General features: G+C 37.1%; 13 protein-coding genes. 5 read left to right on the top strand and 8 right to left on the bottom strand.

From position 1 onward, the window contains the following. Positions 1-33: 33 nt before the first annotated feature. Positions 34-1,788, bottom strand: a complete 1,755-nt coding sequence (locus P6922_RS03655) for a 1-deoxy-D-xylulose-5-phosphate synthase (RefSeq protein WP_276874390.1) — start codon at positions 1,786-1,788, stop codon at positions 34-36. 205 nt (positions 1,789-1,993) lie between these two features. Here P6922_RS03655 and pdxR point away from each other — a divergent pair, with 205 nt between their 5' ends. Next, positions 1,994-3,091: a MocR-like pyridoxine biosynthesis transcription factor PdxR gene (pdxR, locus tag P6922_RS03650; protein ID WP_276874388.1), complete on the top strand. Its 1,098-nt coding sequence runs from the start codon at positions 1,994-1,996 to the stop codon at positions 3,089-3,091. A gap of 41 nt (positions 3,092-3,132) precedes the next feature. On the opposite strand, the gene P6922_RS03645 is transcribed toward pdxR, so the two are convergent. The 3 genes from P6922_RS03645 to P6922_RS03635 all read right to left on the bottom strand — a co-directional run bounded on the left by P6922_RS03645 (position 3,133) and on the right by P6922_RS03635 (position 6,001). Continuing rightward, a complete protein-coding gene (locus P6922_RS03645; RefSeq protein ID WP_007554619.1) occupies positions 3,133-3,663 on the bottom strand; it encodes an ECF transporter S component in 531 nt (176 codons plus the stop codon). Positions 3,664-3,969: 306 nt separating this feature from the next. Beyond that, positions 3,970-5,136 carry a class I SAM-dependent methyltransferase gene (locus P6922_RS03640; RefSeq protein ID WP_276874386.1) on the bottom strand — a complete coding sequence of 389 codons (1,167 nt, stop codon included), beginning with the start codon at positions 5,134-5,136 and terminating at the stop codon, positions 3,970-3,972. A 25-nt stretch (positions 5,137-5,161) separates the two neighbouring features. Further along, positions 5,162-6,001 (bottom strand): DUF2156 domain-containing protein, encoded by an 840-nt coding sequence (locus tag P6922_RS03635; RefSeq protein WP_338084751.1) that lies wholly within the window; start codon positions 5,999-6,001, stop codon positions 5,162-5,164. Between the two features lie 744 nt (positions 6,002-6,745). Here P6922_RS03635 and P6922_RS03630 point away from each other — a divergent pair. Beyond that, on the top strand, positions 6,746-8,578 hold the full coding sequence (locus P6922_RS03630) for a sulfatase-like hydrolase/transferase (protein WP_276874384.1): 1,833 nt from the start codon (positions 6,746-6,748) through the stop codon (positions 8,576-8,578). Between the two features lie 72 nt (positions 8,579-8,650). On the opposite strand, the gene bcp is transcribed toward P6922_RS03630, so the two are convergent. Further along, positions 8,651-9,118, bottom strand: coding sequence for a thioredoxin-dependent thiol peroxidase (bcp, locus tag P6922_RS03625; RefSeq protein ID WP_276874383.1), 468 nt, complete (start codon positions 9,116-9,118; stop codon positions 8,651-8,653). Between the two features lie 437 nt (positions 9,119-9,555). Further along, positions 9,556-13,902, bottom strand: a complete 4,347-nt coding sequence (locus tag P6922_RS03620) for an ESPR-type extended signal peptide-containing protein (protein WP_276874381.1) — start codon at positions 13,900-13,902, stop codon at positions 9,556-9,558. 228 nt (positions 13,903-14,130) lie between these two features. On the opposite strand from P6922_RS03620, the gene P6922_RS03615 reads away from it, so the two are divergent. Next, complete coding sequence (locus P6922_RS03615; protein WP_276874378.1) at positions 14,131-14,703, top strand: flavin reductase family protein; 573 nt, start codon at positions 14,131-14,133, stop codon at positions 14,701-14,703. A gap of 139 nt (positions 14,704-14,842) precedes the next feature. On the opposite strand, the gene P6922_RS03610 is transcribed toward P6922_RS03615, so the two are convergent. Beyond that, positions 14,843-15,727: a DMT family transporter gene (locus tag P6922_RS03610; RefSeq protein WP_276874376.1), complete on the bottom strand. Its 885-nt coding sequence runs from the start codon at positions 15,725-15,727 to the stop codon at positions 14,843-14,845. A gap of 63 nt (positions 15,728-15,790) precedes the next feature. Beyond that, positions 15,791-16,597: a class I SAM-dependent methyltransferase gene (locus tag P6922_RS03605; RefSeq protein ID WP_276874375.1), complete on the bottom strand. Its 807-nt coding sequence runs from the start codon at positions 16,595-16,597 to the stop codon at positions 15,791-15,793. Between the two features lie 121 nt (positions 16,598-16,718). Between P6922_RS03605 and trkA the strand changes: the two genes are divergently transcribed. Both trkA and P6922_RS03595 read left to right on the top strand, forming a co-directional pair. Beyond that, a complete protein-coding gene (gene trkA / locus P6922_RS03600) occupies positions 16,719-18,068 on the top strand; it encodes a Trk system potassium transporter TrkA (protein WP_007554886.1) in 1,350 nt (449 codons plus the stop codon). Then, complete coding sequence (locus tag P6922_RS03595) at positions 18,068-19,507, top strand: potassium transporter TrkG (RefSeq protein ID WP_276874373.1); 1,440 nt, start codon at positions 18,068-18,070, stop codon at positions 19,505-19,507. The genes trkA and P6922_RS03595 overlap by 1 nt, the downstream gene beginning before the upstream one ends. The last annotated feature ends 5 nt before the right edge of the window (positions 19,508-19,512 follow it).

Here is a 19,512-nt window from a genome sequence, read left to right as displayed (position 1 = left end):
GGATACACTTCACTTTCAAATCGAGGTTCTTTTTTATAAAATTTCTTTTATGTCTTGAATTATTTGCGGAACCGTCATTCCGTTTTGTTTCAATATTTCTTCGATGTCGTATCTGTCCAAAAATTCTTTTGCCAATCCGTAGATTTTCACTTTTATATCGGTAGACGAAAAGTATGCCGCTATTCTTTCTCCGTATCCTCCGTCTTTTATTCCGTCTTCGAGTGTGATTATTATTTTGTGTTTTTCTTTTACTTTTTGTGCGATTTTTTCGTCAATTCCCGTTATGTAAATCGGATTTATGAGGGTAGCTTTTATGCCGAGCGTTTTTTGTATTTCTTCGGCAAGTTCTTCGCCTTTCGTCATCATTTGTCCGAGTGCGTAAATCGCTACGGTATTTCCGTCTTGTATTATTTCCGATTTATTTATTTCGTCATAATTTTTTCTTACTTCTTTTTTCGTGTACTTCGTTTTTCCTACCGGCATTCTTATCGCTACGGGAAATTTTTTATTTTCAAGCGACCATTCGAGCATCGCCATGTACTCGTTTGCATTTGTCGGTGCAAGGTATACGAGTTCGGGTATGTGAGATATAAGCGGTATGTCGAATATTCCCAAATGAGTTTTGTCACGTGTTCCGTACAATGATGCGTTGTTTACGAGCATTGTTATCGGAGTTTTGTTTATACATACATCTTGAGAAAGTTGGTCGAATGCACGTTGCAAAAAGGAACTGTATATCGCAAGGAGCGGTTTGCCGTCATTTTTCGCCATTCCGCTTGCAATTGATACTGCGGCTTCTTCGGCAATTCCTACGTCCATATATTGTTTGCCGACTTCTTTACGCTCTTTGTCCCAAAATCCGACAACGCTGGGTGTACCGGCAAGTATTACCGTAACTTCTTTGTCTTTTTTCGTCTTTTCAAGTATGTAATCTCGTGTGAGTGTCGTGTACGTTTCAATTTGGGTGTTGTTTATGTTTTTACCCGTTTTTTCGTCATACGGTTGGTGGTAGTGCCATACTTCTTTTTCTTTTTCGGCATAATCATATCCCATGCCTTTTTGTGTAACCATGTGTATTACAACAGGTTTTGAAATGTTTTTTACTCTTTTAAGCACTTCGGTGATTTCTTTCAAATTGTTTCCGTTTTCAACGAAAATGTAATCCAAATTCATCGCTTTGAAAATATTGCACGGATAAGCGCCTTTCGTTTCACGAAGTTTTTTCAAATTTTCATACAATCCTCCGTGATTTTCGGCAATGGACATTCCGTTGTCGTTTACTATCATTATGAAATTGGTACCGAGTTCGCCGGCAATGCTCAAAGATTCGAGTGCCTGACCGCCCGAGAGTGAGCCGTCACCTATAATCGCCACTACATTTTCATCACTTCCACGCATATCACGTGCTTTTGCAAGTCCCAACGCCAAACTCAACGATGTGGATGTGTGTCCGATTGTAAAAAGATCGTATTCACTTTCATCCGGACTTGTAAATCCCGATAAATCGAAGTAGTGATCGGGATCGGTAAATGCTATTTTACGTTCCGTAAGTATTTTATGTGTATATGTCTGATGAGATACGTCAAAAACAATTTTGTCGTAAGGCATCGTAAATACGTCATGCAAAGCGACCGTAGGTTCTATCATTCCCAAATTCGGTCCTACATGTCCTCCGGTTGTCGGCATTCTGTGAATTAAAAGAGTTCTGATTTCATCAACCAGAGCCTGCTTTTCTTCCGCAGTCATCTTTTTCAAATCTGCGGGAGTATTTATTTTTTCTATGTACATATTATTCCTTTTCAAATTTCAACAAGTATAAGTATAGTATACCATAATTCACACCGCTTCCTTATATTTAAATCGATATATAAATAAATTTCACGAATTGCTTTTATTTGGTTATATACTTTTGTTTGAATTTGAACATATACTATGTTACTATCAAGTATAATATTATTCTAATTAAGTATTCTGTTTTGTTAAGAGGTAAAAAATGGAACACGATAAGAAAATATCCGCATATATGCGTTTGTACACAAAAATCAGAAGTTCGATAACCGGCAAAGTTTACAAGTACGGAAGTAAATTACCTTCAAAACGTCAGCTTGCCGAACGAATGGGAGTAAGTGTCATAACGGTTGAGCATGCGTATGAACTTTTGGCGGAAGAGGGATATATAGAGCCGCGTCAACGTAGAGGATATTTTGTAATTTACAGTGAGGACAATTCTTTTGCGGTGGGAAAAAAGCCGATAAATATTTCCCCTTCAATGCGTAAAAACATAGAAATCGAGCAGGGACGTCTTTATTCACGTGAAGATTTTCCGTTTTCAATTCTTGCAAAAACGATGCGACGTATACTTACAATGTACGGTGAAAAAATATTGAGCCGTTCACCCAACAAGGGACAACCGGAATTTCGCAGAGCAATCGCCGAGTACCTGGCACGAAGCAGAGATATAATTGTAGATGAAGATCAGATTCTCATCGGTGCCGGTGCGGAATACCTCTACGGACTTACGGTACAAGCTTTAAGGCGAAACGTTTTGTACGGTCTTGAGGATCCCTCATACGAAAAAATCGAACAGGTATACTTGGCAAACGGTGCGAAAATAGAAAAACTGAAAATGGGCGTTGAAGGTATAGAAACGGAGGCGCTGCAAAAAAGTAATGCACAAGTTTTGCATGTAACACCTTACAACAGTTATCCCAGCGGAGTAACCGCAAGCGCTTCTAAAAGAAGAGAATACATTAAATGGTCATCAAAACGTAACGGAATTTTGATTGAAGACGATTTCGATTCGGAATTCACCTTACTTTCAAAATCTGAAGACACACTGTTTTCATTAGCTCCCGATTCGGTAATATATATGAATACGTTCTCACGTACCATAGCACCGTCAATGCGTGTAGGTTACATGGTAATACCGAAAAGATTGACGGAAAAATTTGAAAGAAATATAGGTTTTTATTCATGTACGGTTCCGGTATTCGACCAATTGGTGCTTGCCGAATTTATATCAAACGGAAGTTTTGAACGTCACATAAACCGTATACGAAGAAAAAAAAGAAAAGAACTTTTGGAAAATTAGGCAATTCAAAAGGCTTACTCAAGATTAAGTAAGCCTTATTTTTATTTCTTAATAATAATTCTCTGTACAATTGAAGGGAAACTCCACTTCCAACAAATGAAGAGACCGATAACACAATCGACTACACCTTGCAGCAAATCGAAAGGTATCTTAATCATTGCGTATTCCATAGTGCTGTATACGAATGCTCTTCCCAAGAAATATCCGATGCATGAGATGATTTGACCTGCCGTAACACCCATAACCGATGCGACAATCGGTTTATCGGTAAGACATTTACGTGCAATCACCGAAATCACGACACCTTGGATACCGTGTACTACAAGAGATACGAACATCGGAGCCGGATAGAAGAAGAAATCTCCCAAAAACGCACCGATACCCGCAACTACAAACGCTCCTGCCGGATCCAACGAAATTGCGGCAATGGTTATAATGATTTCATTAAAATAAAAATGACCGCCCGGAACAGGGATACTGAAAGAACTTAAAATTACATTTATCGCCATCATAAGCGCAGTCAAACAAAGCCACTGTGTATTATGCGGCAAACTTCCATATTCATGTTTCATATATGCCTCCAAAGAGTATTTTTGAACCCATGGCGTTCATTCTTAAAACATTATAAAATATTTTTTGAAATCTTAAAATTGCCAAAATTGAACAATTTTATAATACCAGTTTCAAATGTAATTTTTATTTGCGAAAACAAAATACATATTGAAGCATCAAATGCACTTATAAATTTAAGACAAATATTCTCATCCGACACGTTTTTACAAAGTACAAATATTTCATAAAACACAAAATAAAAAACGGATAAGGAAATCTTCACCGTTTTTAATGACGACTCAATTTCCTTAACCGTTTTTATTTTTTTAATACCATCTTGTCATCGGTAAATCGTTGTTTACACCTTTTGTCATAAGAATTTGATGCAAATCTATATTACCGAGCTTGAATGCGGCGGCACATCCGCAGAGGTACAAATCCCACATGCGAACGAATTCTTCACCACGTTCACTCTTAACTTTTTCACGAACTTTTTGGAAGTTCTCGTACCAACATTTCAAAGTCTTGTAATAATGTCTGCGTAAACTTTCAACGTCAAGCACACGGAAATCATTCTCGTATGCGCGGTATATCATTTCACGAAGTGACGGAAGCGTTCCGCCCGGGAAAATATACTTACGCATCCACGGATTTTTCACACCTTCGGTATTACCGCTTATGTAGTGTAAGAGGAAAACTCCTCCATCACACAAAAGGTGGTTTGCCGTTTCCATATAAAGTGAATAATTCGAACGACCTACATGCTCAATCATACCTACACTTACTATACGATCGAACATCAAACCTTTTGATTCCAAATCACGATAATCCACAAGATCGATATGTACTTTGTCCTCAAGTCCCAAAGCCTTTATACGTTCACGACCTTTTTTACACTGTTCCTCGCTCAAAGTACAACCGTAACCAGAAACACCGTACTTCTTTGCAGCTTCAATCAAAAGATATCCCCAGCCGCAACCGATATCCAAAAGTTTCATGCCTTTTTCAAGATGTAACTTTTCAAGTATGTAATGCACCTTATTACGCTGTGCATCTTCCAAAGTATCCTTTTCATTTTTGAAATAAGCGCACGAATAACTCATTGACGGATCGAGCCAAAGAGAGTAAAAATCGTTTCCTAAATCATAATGAGAAGAAACTTCCTTTTTTTGATTTGCTTTGGATTCCGATGTATGCAGAATACTGCCCAAAGCACCCTTGTCCAATGAAAATTGATTTGTTTGACTCAAAATTGCATACAAAGCTTCGTAAAGGTCGCCTTCAATTTCGATATCCTTGCGCATATATGCTTCTCCGAGCGCAAGCGTAGTAGATGAAAACAACTGCTTCTTGGGAATATCTTTATTTACCTTGACGGTAAATTTCGGCTCACCTTCTCCGATTTTATAAACTTTTCCATGTAAACTTACATTAAAACAAACTTTGTCGAAACGCTGCAAATAATGAATCAAAAATAAATCAAGCATCGACATCCGATACACATCCCTTCACACTTTTTTACTTAAGCGTGACATTGTATTTCTCCGCAAAATGATCGGGATGATACTCGTTTTTTGCTTTCCTCAAGCCTTCAATACCTAAATCCTCTTCGCGATTTACGAACTCGGTATCTTTGAACTCATTAAGAATAAAATCTCTGTTTATCGCCTGATATAAACCGCGCACCTCAGGATTTGCCTTTTCAAAATGTATATGTGCGACATTTTCATTAAGCAAATCTCCGCAAGTAAAAGCCTCTACCTTGCCATAAATACGAATAACGGCACCCTTTAAGCCCAACGCTTTCCAATTATCGAAAGCGAGATTTATGGCCTCTTCCTCTTTTTCAATATCACCATGACGCACGAACCATTCACTTATTCCTCTACGAGCATCCTCCATATTTGTATCATTTACGGGTTCATACACATAGTCACCATATTCTCTTAAAAAATGATTCAGGTGGTTCTTTTTCATTCTGAATTTCTTTCCGGAAAGATTGATCAGATCACTCGTCTTGTAAATATACTCCCAATCATCACGAAAGGGCGTGAAAAGATACTTATCCGGTACTTGCGTCTCAATTTTTTCTACAACCTCTTTTGAGGCACCCATCAACATGAAAGGATGACCTGTTTTATCAAACTCATGCTGAATTAATTCCAATCCGTGAGAAAAAGAAGCACCTTCCTTTGCAAACGGCGGCATGAAATAGACTTGATTTCCCCTTCCTGCACGTATGAACAAAATATCGTCCTGCTCTGCCCACATCGTATTGTAAGAATTTTGCCATAAAAATAATGTGTTGAACGAACAATCACATTGCTCATAATGATGAACCTTGAAAAAATCATTTATTCTTTCCTTATCGTCTATATTAAACCGTCGGAATTCTATGATTTTCGCCTCCCTCCGACCTTCGAATAAAAATTATACCGAAGTCCTACCCATAATTTAAACCTTTATCGGAAAATTTTCAAATCAAACTATAATATTAGAAAATTTACGCAACTGTTCACAACGAAAATACAAAAACATGAAAATTTGTTCGTTAAAATAAAAAAACTCCTTTTTTACGTGTTTTTTACAAAAAATACAACATTAAAATCAATAAAATCTGCATTTTAATTTTGTAAAATAAAAAGTTATTCACAGTTATTCACAAATATTTTTCATATTTCCACACCTTGAAAAACTCGACAAAATAAAGTTTTTTTGCTATTCTCAATTAAAACAACGAAAATTTTATTCACATTTTTAAACCTGTATTTTTGTACACTCCTTGTAAACACTTCACAAAAATTGCATTTTTACTGTATTTTTTCAATTTATAAATTTGTTATTGTCACACCCTGTGGAAAACTGTGAATAAGTATGTGAAAAAGGTGAATAACTGCGTATTTTACACAGTTTTTACATCTTCGTTTTCAAAAAATTACACATTGGAAAATACAAACTTCCGTTTTTGTTTTCGTTATTCTCATTTAAATATATCGAAAATAATCTATATTTATATATTACCACAGTTGTCGCATTTTTCATAAGTTTGTATTAAAATATCAGTTATGAATTTAAAAAAAATTATAATAAAAGGTATTCTATATGACTTTCATAAAAAAATTTTTAAACGCAAATAATTTAAAAAATCTGATGAAATTTTTATTTTCCGTTTTCATCGGTTTCATATTTATTTTTGTCATATCCGCACTGATAAACGGATACACTCCGATCAGCGGTAATGAAAGCTATGCTCTGTATGCGGCAATTTCAGTATCACTCACATATTTTTACTTCGGTAAAAGTAAATCATACCTGATTACACTTCTGCCGCTTTTCGTTTTATTTGCATCCGCATACCTTATCCGCAGATTTTCCGGACTTACATATGATGCACAAGACTTTTACCGTTTTGCGGGCTTTACACTTTGCATCTACAATCCTTTACTTATAATTTTAAGATTTGTAAAAAACAAAATTGCACATATCTTTACTGCATTCGTGACATTCTTCATTACATTGCTTCCGGTTGCAATTCTTTGGGGATACTGGACGATAACAAAAAAATTGATGCTTCCGGAAACTTTTCTCGCCATAAGTCAAACCGACTTCAGCGAAGCTTCTGCATATATGCAAGGTATGTTCAACTCAAGTATTTACGGACTTCTTCTCCTTTTTCCGATTATTGTCTTGGGACTTTCAATTTTGTCCTATAAAAAACTTGTAAAAAATACAAATCTTCCGAAATATTCCGTTGTTATTGCGATTTTACTTTTACTTTTACACGGACTTTTGATATTTCACACATCACGCAACTCGATAGCCGCACCTTTTATACAAACTAAAGAATACATGGACAAATACAGAGAATTTGCCGAAAATAAAGAAGCACGAAAACAATTTATCAAGCAAAATTTACAGGCAAAAGACGAAAAAGGCGTATACGTTCTGATAATAGGCGAATCCCAAAATCGTGACCATATGCAAGTATACGGATACAATCGTGATACAACTCCTTTCCTTTCAAGTATAAAAAACGATCCGCACTTCATATTCTTCGACCATGCAAGATCGTGCCACACTCAAACCGTACAGGTACTCACATTTGCACTCACCGCAAAAAATCAATACAACCGTATACAAATGAAAGAAGCGCCCTCGATACTCGAAGTTGCAAATGCCGCAGGATACACTACGGCATGGCTCAGCAACCAAGGAAAATACGGAATGTTCAACACGCCGATTACCGTTATCGCATCGGATGCGAAATACCAAAAATTCATAAACGAAACGGCAGGCGAAACAAAACGTGAATGGACCGAAAAAGTAGACAAAAATCGAAACCGTAAAGGAGATTACGATGAAAATCTGGTAACGGAGCTGAAAAACCTTCCGAAGACCGACAAAATGCTCATCGTCATACACCTCATGGGAAACCACACCCCCTACGGAGCAAGATACCCCGACGGATACGATTACTACAAAGGAAACGACATCTCCATAGACAAGTACGACAACAGCATACGCTATACGGACGAAGTTTTAAAAAATATTTATGAAACGGCAAAAGAAATACCTAACTTCAAAGGCATAATATACTTCTCCGACCATACCGATGCGGTAGATCAGGGACTTGCACACGATGCGACACTTTTCGTGCCGGAAATGACATATATACCTATGTTCATGACATTCTCGGACGATTATATGCAAAACCGCAAGGAAACGATAAACATATTGAAAGAACATGAAAAAACATATTTCACAAACGATTTGATATTCAACACTTTGCTTTCGATAATGGATATAAAACTCGGCGGCATCTATGAAAGTACAAACGACATCACAAAAAATTCATACGATGACGACCCTCACAGATTTTTGACACTTTACGGAAAAGTGGAAATCTCAAAAGATCCCAACTTCCCGAACAAATAAAAAAATCCCCGTCAAATGACTTCATAAATATCGTAAAAGATACAAAATGAAAATCATAAAAACGGGGATTATTTATTTTCCGGACAACTCTTTGAAAAGTTCCTCCACATGTGTAGAAGCTTTCACCTTTCGATACTCGGCAATCAAAACTCCTTTTTCATCAATAATGAAAGTGGACCTCTCTATGCCCATGTACTTTCTTCCGTACATACTTTTTTCCTTCATGACACCGTACATATTGCAAACCTCTTCATTCTCATCGGACAAAAGAGGGAAATTCAGAGAATTTTTATCTCTAAAATTACAATGCTTTCGTACACTGTCACGACTGATACCTATGACATCATATCCCAAACGTTTCAAATCTTCGAAACGATCTCGAAATGCCATAGCCTCCAATGTACAACCGGAAGTATTGTCCTTCGGATAGAAATATAAAATTACTTTTCTTCCCTTGTAATCGGAAAGAGAAATATCATGCCCTTTATCTGAAGGCAAAGTAAACAGCGGAGCTTTTTCACCCACAACGACATTACTCATAGTATCACCCTTTCACTTCTGTTTTATATAGATATAACACATTTATTCATAAAAAAGCAAAAAAGCAGGAGTTAACCTGCTTTCTCACCTATAAAATCTGCGGAGCGCTTAAAATGAAAAATTAAGCGTTTTCAGTAAAGAGGAAAGGCTTTACTGATGTTTTGTAATATATCATATGCAAATGAAAAGCACAACCGAAATATGAATATTTATACCTTTATTTCTTTTTAATTTATTTTAAGTTTATTTTTCTAATGCTCGAAAAAATACATATGTTTTATCGTATTTATCTTAAATATAATAAACTTGTATATTTGCCGACACTTTGTATAACAAACAAACTTTTCTTAGGAAATTTGTATTTTTTATCATTTTATTCATTAATATTCAACCTTAAAAATACCCTCCCTACCATACGATAAAGAGGGTAAATTTTTTTATCTCGCTGCAATCAAAGCTTGAATTTGAGCTTCAAGTTTTGCAATTCTTGCATTTGTTTCATTTTCAATTTGTTTTGTACGTTCATTTGCCTCCTTCACTTCATTTTTAAGTTCGGCATTTTCTTTCTGAAGTTTTGCCATTTCATCTTGCATTACGTATACCGATGAAATTACTCCGCCTTTATACTGCGGCATGAGTTTATTTCTTTCTTCCAAAAGTTTGCGATCGTAACTTGAACCGAATTTATAGGAAATACCGGCATTCGCCATGAGTTCGCTTGAACCTGCATATGAAAGTCCTGCATGCAAAAGTGTATTTTCATTTGAATAGTACGCAAGTCCGAGTGCTATAGCTTCTTGTCCTTTATATGTAGAAACGCCCGCCATGATTTGACTTCTGTTGTAAGGATCGTAGTCCAAAGGTTTCAAAGCGGAAAGCGCCGCCCCGAGAGCATCACCACGTACGGATTCGGTTTTGAATTCATTCATCTGTTTCGTGATTTCCGTTTTGAGTTTAGTTTTGATTTCTTTTACTTTTTCTTCACCTATTCCGTCCTTACCTTTCAAACTGTCAAGGAATTCTTGTTCACCCTTACCTTTATTCGGTTGAGTTCCGTCTTTATCTACATGTGCTTCCCAAATTTCATAAGCCGATTTTCCGTTTGTTCCGTCTTTACCGTCAATACCTTTCGTGCCGTTCGCACCGTCTTTACCTTTTTCGCCGTCTTTACCTTTTTCACCTTTCAGACTGTCAAGGAATTCTTTTTCCGTCTTACCTTTATTCGGTTGAGCACCGTTTTCTTCCTGGTCTCTCCAAATTTCATAAGCGGATTTTCCGTCTTTACCATTCGTTCCGGTTCCGCCTGTACCGTCCAGCGATATTTTTGTAACTTGATTATCGTCTTTATCTTTAAACTTTTCAACCTTAATACCTTCACCGAATACTATATGTGAGCTGTTCCATTTATTATCAGCACTTGCATCCGGTGTATATATACCGCCATTTACACTTCCTTGCGTATAGAAATTCATTCCGGGGAATTTTGACCAATCTACATTGGTGATTTTGGTAGTATTCGTAGTCTTATTGATTTCCGTTATAATATCTCCGGCAATATTACCGACAAGTTCACTTTTGTTTATACCGTAAGTAATTACATTTCCTTTCTTTTTGACGGAAAGTCCCTTCGCATCTTTATCTGTACTTGCTGCAAAAGTTACTTCATTACCATTTGAAATATCTGTACTATCAGTACCGACTTTCAGTTTCCATGAAGACATTGTACCTGTGCCGAGTTGGTTAAGTCCCAATGTTTCTTTGAGCTTTTTAGTGTTAAGTGTGTAAGTGACATTCTTTTGGTCATCTACCTTTGCGGTAAGAACGGATGTCGCTCCGTCTTTATCTTGTGTTTCCGCTTTGAAGGTAATAGCCGATTTTGTCGTTTCTCCTAAAGTAACATCTACAGTACCGGTTGCCGTATCTTTAATGGTAAATCCACCTTTAAGATTCGTAATATCTTGATTAATAGTCGTCACATCACCAACTTTAGCATCTAACATATCTTTAACTTTTTTAAGTTGAGCAACTGTAACAACATCATGATCTGCCGCACCGTCAGCTACATTAGTCAAACGTCTGTAATTAGCAGCAATTTTCTTATCACCTAATTGATATTCTTCATTACCTACAGAAACAACACCACTGACAGCATTAAATACAGAATTTGTGAGATAACCTTTCGCTAATTCTCCTTCTTTTACTCTTGCAAGTGATTCTTTACCTATAGCAATAGAATTGTTTGACATTGCACGTGCATAAGCACCTAAAGCTACACTGTCTTGTACTTCACTTAAATCCGCTCTTGCAACAGAGGCATAATGTCCTAAAGCTACAGCATTATTTCCTTTACTCAAAGAATGACGACCGAATGCCATTGAAGCCCAACCTTCAGCAAACGCTTCTTTACCTAAAGCTACAGAATGTTTACTCTTCGCTTTTGCAAGAACACCCATTGCTAAAGAATCCGTTGCATAAGCTTCCGCACCCGCACCTATAGCTGTAGTTTGATAACCATAAGATTTCGCACCGAAGCCTACCGCCATGGAATTCATATACTCTTTGCCCGCTTCAATAGTAGGTGTGTCGTCTTCTCCCGTTTTTGTGAAATAGTTGTCCGGCACACCAGTTTCAGGATTACCGCCTGAAGTTATAATCTTACCTACATATGCACTACTTCCAATTGCCGTAGCATAATTACCTCCGGACGCAACTGAAGCTTCTTCACCTACTGCCGTAGCACCTTCTGATTCCGTTTTTGCAGCATAACCTATACTTACCGTTGTTTGCTGTATTGCTGAAGCTTGCGAACCAATTGCTACTGAGCTAAATCCATTTACTTGTGTCATTGTACCTATAGCAATTGACTGTTTATCTTCAGCCTTTGCTTTATAACCCATAGCAATATCTAAGTATCCCGATTCCGATTCACGACCTATTGAAATTGCATATCCTGTCGTATTTTTAGATTTTAAACCTAAAGCAATACCAGATGAATCCGCCACCGTACCACTACCTACAGCAATACCGTGTTCATTCTTCACTTCAGGTGCCACTTCACCACTGTTTCCGGTCGCACCTATTGCAATACCGAATTTGCCTTTATTCTTAGTAATCCCTTCGCCGATTGAAATAGAATTTCTATTTTCAGCTTTTACTTTACTACCGATAGCAATTGCACCGTCGCCTGTAGCTCCGTCATTATTCCAATTGGAGCCCGCCAATTTATCATTTAATGGTTTATTCTTTTTAATAGAAACATAGTGAACATCCGGCTTCGCATCAACTTTATTATTTAACGCCTTGAGCTGCGCCACGTTTACCGCATCGGTATCTTCACTTCCGGCGGCTACATTAGTTATCTGTCTTGTCGCACCTGCACTTCCTACAGATACAGCTCCATTACCGGATTGCCAAGCAGCAATCATCTGTTTTTTCTCTTTTACAGCAGAGATAAAATCTGAGTGTCCGGCTATCCATGCATCTGATTTTTGTTTTGCAGTTGTTTCTTCCGGAGAATTTGTCGGTGCATCTAGATAGGCCTTTAATAATCCGTTATATTCATCTTTCAAAGGATCAATTTTACCCGTAAGCTCATCATATTTTGCTTTTTGTCCGGTGGATTCCATAACTTTTTCAAGTGTACTGTTATCACCATCCAAGGCATATCCGATTTTTCCTTTTTCACGGTCTACCGTAGAGTATGCACCGAGAGCCACTCCGTTTTCTACACTCCCCTTCGCCTTATAACCAATACTCGTTGCACCCTTTTTATCCACACTCGCTGAAGCACCTAATGCTACCCCTTTTTCTGATTGAGCCTCTGCACTCAAACCGACTGCCGTACTCCATTCACCGGATGCGCTTGCTTTCATGCCTATGGCTATTGTCCCTGTCTTTTGCGCACTGGCCCTATCACCGGCAGCAAAACTGAATCCTCCGGACGCATTTGCCTGAGTACCTATGGCGGTAGACTGCAGTCCGGTCGCTTCGGTCAAGTTTCCAACCGCTACCGTTGCAGCTCCAATAGCTTTCGATAAATGACCGATTGCTATAGCGCGAGGTGTAGGTGTCCATACCTTTTTACCACTGAGATAACCATAACCTTTATTAGACATTAAATCTTTTCTTTTTTGTTCTGTTAAAGCATTAAATTCATCATTTGTATACTCTTTAAACGTTGTTCTATAGTATAAATATTTATCAACTCCACCAATGCTCATTTCACGCAAGATATAATTTTTCTTTTCTTCATCAGACAATGCATCATAAGCCGATTTGTCTATACCTTCTTCTACTCCTGCCAATGCAAAATAACCCCAAGCCTGAGAATAATTACCTATACTCCATGCATTTACACCCGTTGCGTTGCTATCCAATCCATATGCTCTCGCTTTACTACCGATAGCAATTGCATTTTCACCGATTGCACCATCATTATTCCAATTCGTTCCATCAGGCGATGTATTGTCATCTGATTTCACTGAAAAATAATGAATTCCAAATTGCGATTTCAAAATTTTTATATTTTCATTATTTTTAAGCTTTTCCAATACTTTATCTGCAATTTCATTCTTCTGTTCATCAGTCAATACCGGTGAATTATTTTCAGCTTGAACGGTGTTTTCTGCAAATCCCGTTCCACATAAAAAAAGTGCGGCTAAAAAAATTGCTGCCGTTTTTTTCCCGCTTCTCAAAGTTTCTTTTCGGTGACTTTTGGCAATTTCCGATACCGCAATATACATATTTCTTGCATTATTCCATATTAATTTGTATACTCTGTTCATTTTGAACTCCTTTTTATTCTTATTCATTAAAAATATTTTAGACAATGTGTATATATAATATACTATAAAATAATATCTTTTTTTATTAATATACTATAAAATAATATTTTTTTAAATTTATTTAATATAATTAAATTTTTATACTTTTTGTTTATTTTTTATTTAATGTTTTGCTGTTTTTATTTTTATTTTTTCTATAGTAAAATATTTTTAAAGGGAGGGATTTTCATGCGTAAAAATTTTGAGCCCAAGACTTGGTTGGTTCCTCAGCCGGTTATGGTTATTTCCACTTTCGATAAGGATAATGTTCCGAATGCCATGGTGGCGGCTTGGGGCGGTATTTATGATACGAATCAAATCGGGTTTATGCTTTCTCATACTCACAAGACTACTTCAAATTTGATGTTGAACAATGCTTTTACTTTAGGTATTGCAAATGCGTCTTCAATCGATCGTATTGATTTTTTGGGTATGGTTTCGGGTAATGATGTACCGGATAAGGTCGCTCGTGCAGGTTTTACCGTTTCCAAGAGCGATTTCGTTCATGCTCCGATTATCAATGAGTTGCCTTTCGTGCTTGAATGCAAGGTGGCAAAGTGTGAGAAGGTAGGCGAGGATTTTTATTTTGTGAGTGATATTGTAAATATTTCCGTTGATGAAAATATTTTGAATGACAAAGGAAATATTTGTTTCAAAAAGTTGGATCCCGTTATTTTCGATGCGGTTCATTCCGCTTATCGCCGTCTAGGAAGTAAGGTTGCAAATTCGTTTGAGGTCGGAAAAAAGTACAAAAATTTATAATTTTGAAATTCAAAAAGCACGGAGTTTTTTCGTCTCCGTGCTTTTTTGCGTGAAATCAATTACGTTTTTTAGTTTTAAAAAATATTACGGAGTCATTTTCGTTCAGATTGAAAAATGTCCGGAGTATTATTTTTTATTTTCATTTTTGTCTTGTTACGAATATTACCGCACTTATTATCAGTGCCATTCCTATAAGTTCGTATATTCCGAATGATATCGAAAATATTAATATTGAGAATATTACCGATGAAAGAGGTTCCAGTGCTCCTACTATTCCGGCTTCTTGCGGTTTTATGTACTTTGTGCTTGCAAGGAACAATCCGAATGCTATTACCGTTCCGAGTATGACTACGTAGATAAATGCCGCTACCGATTCCGTATTTATTTTTCCGACAAATGGTGTTGTTAACGCATAGCATAAAAGGCATATTCCGCCGATTATCATTGCCCAACCTACTACGAGTGAGGTTCTGTATTTTTTCAAAATTTCTTGCGGCTGCATTGTATAGACTGCCGCACATAATGCCGATATAAGTCCCCATGTGAGCGCTTTAGGAGATACTTGCAATGTTTCGTAGTTTCCGTGTGTAACTATGAAGAAAGTTCCGAGTGTGGCGAGCATTGCACACAGCATTTCAATTTTTCCGGGTTTTCTTTTTTCTTTGATGCATGCCCATATTACGAGTATTATCGGCATGAGGTATTGGAGTACGGTCGCTACTGCCGCATTACTTGCTTTTATCGTTACGAAGTATGTGTATTGCGCTCCGAGTACGCCGAACACTCCGAATATTACCAAGTCTTTTAAGTTTTTTGTTTTTTTCAATATTTCAAATATGTTTTGTCTGTTTTGAGTTATATCGAAAATGAGCAAAAGTATTCCTGCCGTCAACATACGAAACGATGAGAGCCATTCGGGGGAGAATCCTATTACATTCAAAAGATATTGTCCGGCTATTCCCGAACTTCCCCAAAATATGGCTCCTGTTGCTGCCATTGCTATTCCTTTTATTCTGTCGCTCATGTTTTTCCTCTACTTAAATTTAATACCCGTATTAACGGGTATTTTTATGTTTACTCTATTTTTTTATTCTTTCATTTTTCTTTTGTAAGTGTATATTCCCAATCTGTTGTTTACGCATCTTATGAAAGGCATCATCATTTTTCTCCAGCCTTTTACGTGTTTTTCCATTTCGTCAGTGAAATTTGTGTATCCTATCTGTTTTATGAGAGGATTTAGTTTTGTTATTTCACTTCCGTCTTTGCATCCGAATTTGAACGGTGCTTTTTTCTGATCTACCACATCATGTTTTCCTGCAAATATCAGTGCGTTTTTTGAAAGCAGGTCGAACTGTGCGGTAAACGAGTCGAATTTGTCCGTAAGTATTTTCAAAAATTCTTTTACTTCTTCTTTCGAAAAGTACATGAGCATTCCTTCGGAGATGATGAGTACTTTTCTGTTTTTGTGGTTTACTTTGTCGGGCCAAGCGGGATCAAGTGCCGACATTGCTATATTTTCAACTCTTGCGTGTTTTCCTAAAATTTTTTCTCTTGCTTGTATTACGGGTAAAAAATCTATGTTGTACCAGTGTATTTTTCCGTTGTCTACTCTGTAAAATCTTGTATCCAGTCCTGCTCCTACCGATATTATTGTTGCATCGGGGTATGATTGTATGAATTTTTTCGCTTCATTATCCATTACTCTTGCACGTATTATGCAGCCCAAGTAAGATGCCCATGCTTTTTTCAATTTTTTATCGTTTATTTCTATTTTTTCAGCTATTTCTTTTGCTTTGAAATCGAACAATATAGGTCTTTCACTGTCAAGGTCTTTTGCTCTCATGTACAACGTGATGAGTGCCGTTTCCGAAACTCCTTCCCACTTTGTATTCATAGTTTTTCCCTCCTGTCTATTTACAATATATCATATTTTTCACATTATTTTTCATATTTTTTCACTTGTTTTCAAATTTTATAAATATGTTAAAATGTATAAAGTATAAGAGGAGGTTTTTATGCGTATCGTTATTTTGGGAGCCGGTGATTTAGGTTACAGTATCGCCGAACTTCTTTCAAATGAGGATCATGATGTCATCGTTGTGGATAATGATGAAGATTCTCTTAATCTTGTAAAAAATACTTTAGATGTACTTACTATCGAGTCGGATGCGTCTTCACCCTCGACTTTGCGTGATAATGATATTTCTTCCGCAGATATTTTGGTTGCAACGACACGTTATGACGAAGTAAATATCATTGCATGTATTCTTGCAAAAAAGATGGGTATTTCTCATACTATCGCACGCATTCGTGACAGCAAGTATATTAACGAGACCGATGAATTTATGCGTGAAAATTTCGACATCGATCTTGCAATCAGTCCCGAGCAGGTTACCGCTTACGAGATGAATCGTATTTTAATGGCTCCTCTTTCTTTGAATATTGAAGATTTTGCAAACGGCAAAGTACGTCTTTTTGAGACGAATATTCCCATGAAGTCACATTTTGCAAATATGGCTTTGAAAGATTTGAATCTTCCGGATACCATTCTTGCCGCCATGATTTTCAGAGACCATGAAATGATTATTCCTCACGGTAATGATATAATTCGCCCTTTCGACAGTGTTTACTTTATCGGAGATCCCAAGGAAATAGAAAAGTTCAGTCACTCTTTCGTTCCGATGGATACGGGCAAGGTTCATCGTGTAATAGTTATCGGTGCAGGTCGTACCGGTCTTGCTCTTGCTCCTCTTTTGGAGAAAAACGGTGTTTCCGTAAAACTTATAGACAATAATGAAGATCGTTGCAAGGATGCTGCCGAGATTTTGAACAATTCAGCGGTTATTTGCGGCGATGCTACCGATATAGATCTTCTTATGGAAGAAGGCGTTTCCGATGCGGATGCGGTTATCTGCACTACCGGAGATGACAGATTGAATATGATGATGGCACTCATTTCAAAACATGCCGGTGCAAAGAAAACCGTTGTGCGTGTCGCACAAAGCGATTATGTAAATTTGATGGAAAAAATAGGTGTCGATGTCGTTCTTTCAACTCGTCTTATTGCAGCGGAAGAAGTTCTCGCTTTTATACGTAAAGGAGGACTTGTTTCAGTTTCGTTCCTCGAGGATGCAAAAGTCGAAGCTTTGGAACTTATTCTTCAGGAAGGTTCACCCGTTTCCGACAAACCTCTTATGGATATAGATATGCCGAAAGAATGCCTTATCGGCGCTTACGTACGTGACGGAGAAGCTTTTATTCCTAAAGGTAAAACAATTCTCAAGACCGGCGATCGTGTAATAATTATTACGAAATCTTCCGATGCTTCCAATATTATGGATTTTTTAAAGGGAAATGAATCGTAATGGATTTCAGAGTTTATTTCTACATATTGGGTCTTTTTACCCTTTTCCAATCTTTACTTCATTTACCGGCAATTGCAGATGCTTTGTATTTATCTGAAAATGTCGTTCCTTTCGTGTTCTCTTTTTTATTTACATTTATAATCGGCTCGATTTGTGTATATTTTCACAAACGAAATAATTACACTCTTCCTTTGATGACAGGAGTATATCTTTTGCCCTCTTTGTGGATTTGGCTGGCATTTTTCGGTATGCTCCCTTTTGTTTTTTCCGGTATGCTCGTCCCTTTGGATGCTTTTTTTGAAAGCATTTCATCACTTACAACCACCGGAATGGATATAATTCACCATACAAATGCACCGAGTTCCTTGATTTTGTGGCGAGACCTTTTGAAATGGAGCGGCGGACTCCACTTCGCAATTATGCTTTTGACGGTTTTTTCAAGACTTTCACCACGCTCTGGATCTATACTTTCAATATCATCAAGAGGAATTTTCCGTCCGAGTCACAATCGCATGCTTTCGATAAGTATTGACGTTTTTAAAATATATTCACTTCTTTCCCTTATTATACTTTGTCTTTTTTACTTGGCGGGATTTCCGATATACAGCTCACTCAAACTTGCACTTCGCACAGTTTCGACCGCAGGCGCAATCATACCCTCGACTATACAAAATCTGCCGCTTTCGTCACTCGTACTTTGCATAATCGCAATACTGATCGGCGGCTCAAACTTGATGTTCTATCATCCTTTATTCAAAAAGAATTACAATATTTCATTCAAAAACGACAAAGAACTGCATATTTACCTTGCATCATTCTTTGTAATAGCATCACTCTTTGCAATTCATATGTACAGTACGAAATACTTTGACCTTACTCAATCCGTAAAAGTTGCGTTTTTCTACAGTGCATCATTCCTGTCGACAACCGGATTTGCAACGAAATCCATTGCAAACTTCCCGGAATTTGATAAATTCCTCATGCTTCTTTTACTCTTCTTCGGAGGTTGCATAGGATCGATGGGCGGAGGATTCAGAATTTTCAGACTTATCGTACTTTTCAAAACGGTATCAAGAGGAATACGCCAAATGGTACATCCTCATCAAATTTCAGACATAAGACTCGGTAAAAATCTCATACCCGTAAATGATTTTATCTACATACCCGTTTTATTCTTTTCGTACATTTTCATAATATTCGTATCATCTGCAATACTGTCTTTGGACGGATTTACAATGACGGAAGCACTTGGAATTTCCATAAGCTGCCTTACAAGTGCGGGAAGCGGAGCAATGATTTACGGAATAAACGAATTCTCGACATTTTCTCCGTTTATAAAAACATTTTCAATTATACTTATGATTATCGGAAGATGTGAAATATTTCCGGTAATGATTATGTTCTTTAAAATAAAAGATCGTATTATCAATCGTTGGTAAGGAGG

The organism is Dialister micraerophilus (assembly GCF_947090205.1).
Taxonomy (GTDB): Bacteria; Bacillota; Negativicutes; order Veillonellales; family Dialisteraceae; genus Dialister; species Dialister micraerophilus.
The sequence above is the reverse complement of the archived record's forward strand: the minus strand, read 5'-3'. Positions and strand labels throughout refer to the sequence as shown.

Excerpts from the sequence above, each read along its gene's own strand:
- P6922_RS03655 (WP_276874390.1), bottom strand. The coding sequence starts at position 1,788 with ATGTACATAGAAAAAATAAATACTCCCGCAGATTTGAAAAAGATGACT.
- pdxR (WP_276874388.1), top strand. The coding sequence starts at position 1,994 with ATGGAACACGATAAGAAAATATCCGCATATATGCGTTTGTACACAAAA.
- P6922_RS03645 (WP_007554619.1), bottom strand. The coding sequence starts at position 3,663 with ATGAAACATGAATATGGAAGTTTGCCGCATAATACACAGTGGCTTTGT.
- P6922_RS03640 (WP_276874386.1), bottom strand. The coding sequence starts at position 5,136 with ATGTCGATGCTTGATTTATTTTTGATTCATTATTTGCAGCGTTTCGAC.
- P6922_RS03630 (WP_276874384.1), top strand. The coding sequence starts at position 6,746 with ATGACTTTCATAAAAAAATTTTTAAACGCAAATAATTTAAAAAATCTG.
- bcp (WP_276874383.1), bottom strand. The coding sequence starts at position 9,118 with ATGAGTAATGTCGTTGTGGGTGAAAAAGCTCCGCTGTTTACTTTGCCT.
- P6922_RS03620 (WP_276874381.1), bottom strand. The coding sequence starts at position 13,902 with ATGAACAGAGTATACAAATTAATATGGAATAATGCAAGAAATATGTAT.
- P6922_RS03615 (WP_276874378.1), top strand. The coding sequence starts at position 14,131 with ATGCGTAAAAATTTTGAGCCCAAGACTTGGTTGGTTCCTCAGCCGGTT.
- P6922_RS03610 (WP_276874376.1), bottom strand. The coding sequence starts at position 15,727 with ATGAGCGACAGAATAAAAGGAATAGCAATGGCAGCAACAGGAGCCATA.
- P6922_RS03605 (WP_276874375.1), bottom strand. The coding sequence starts at position 16,597 with ATGAATACAAAGTGGGAAGGAGTTTCGGAAACGGCACTCATCACGTTG.
- trkA (WP_007554886.1), top strand. The coding sequence starts at position 16,719 with ATGCGTATCGTTATTTTGGGAGCCGGTGATTTAGGTTACAGTATCGCC.
- P6922_RS03595 (WP_276874373.1), top strand. The coding sequence starts at position 18,068 with ATGGATTTCAGAGTTTATTTCTACATATTGGGTCTTTTTACCCTTTTC.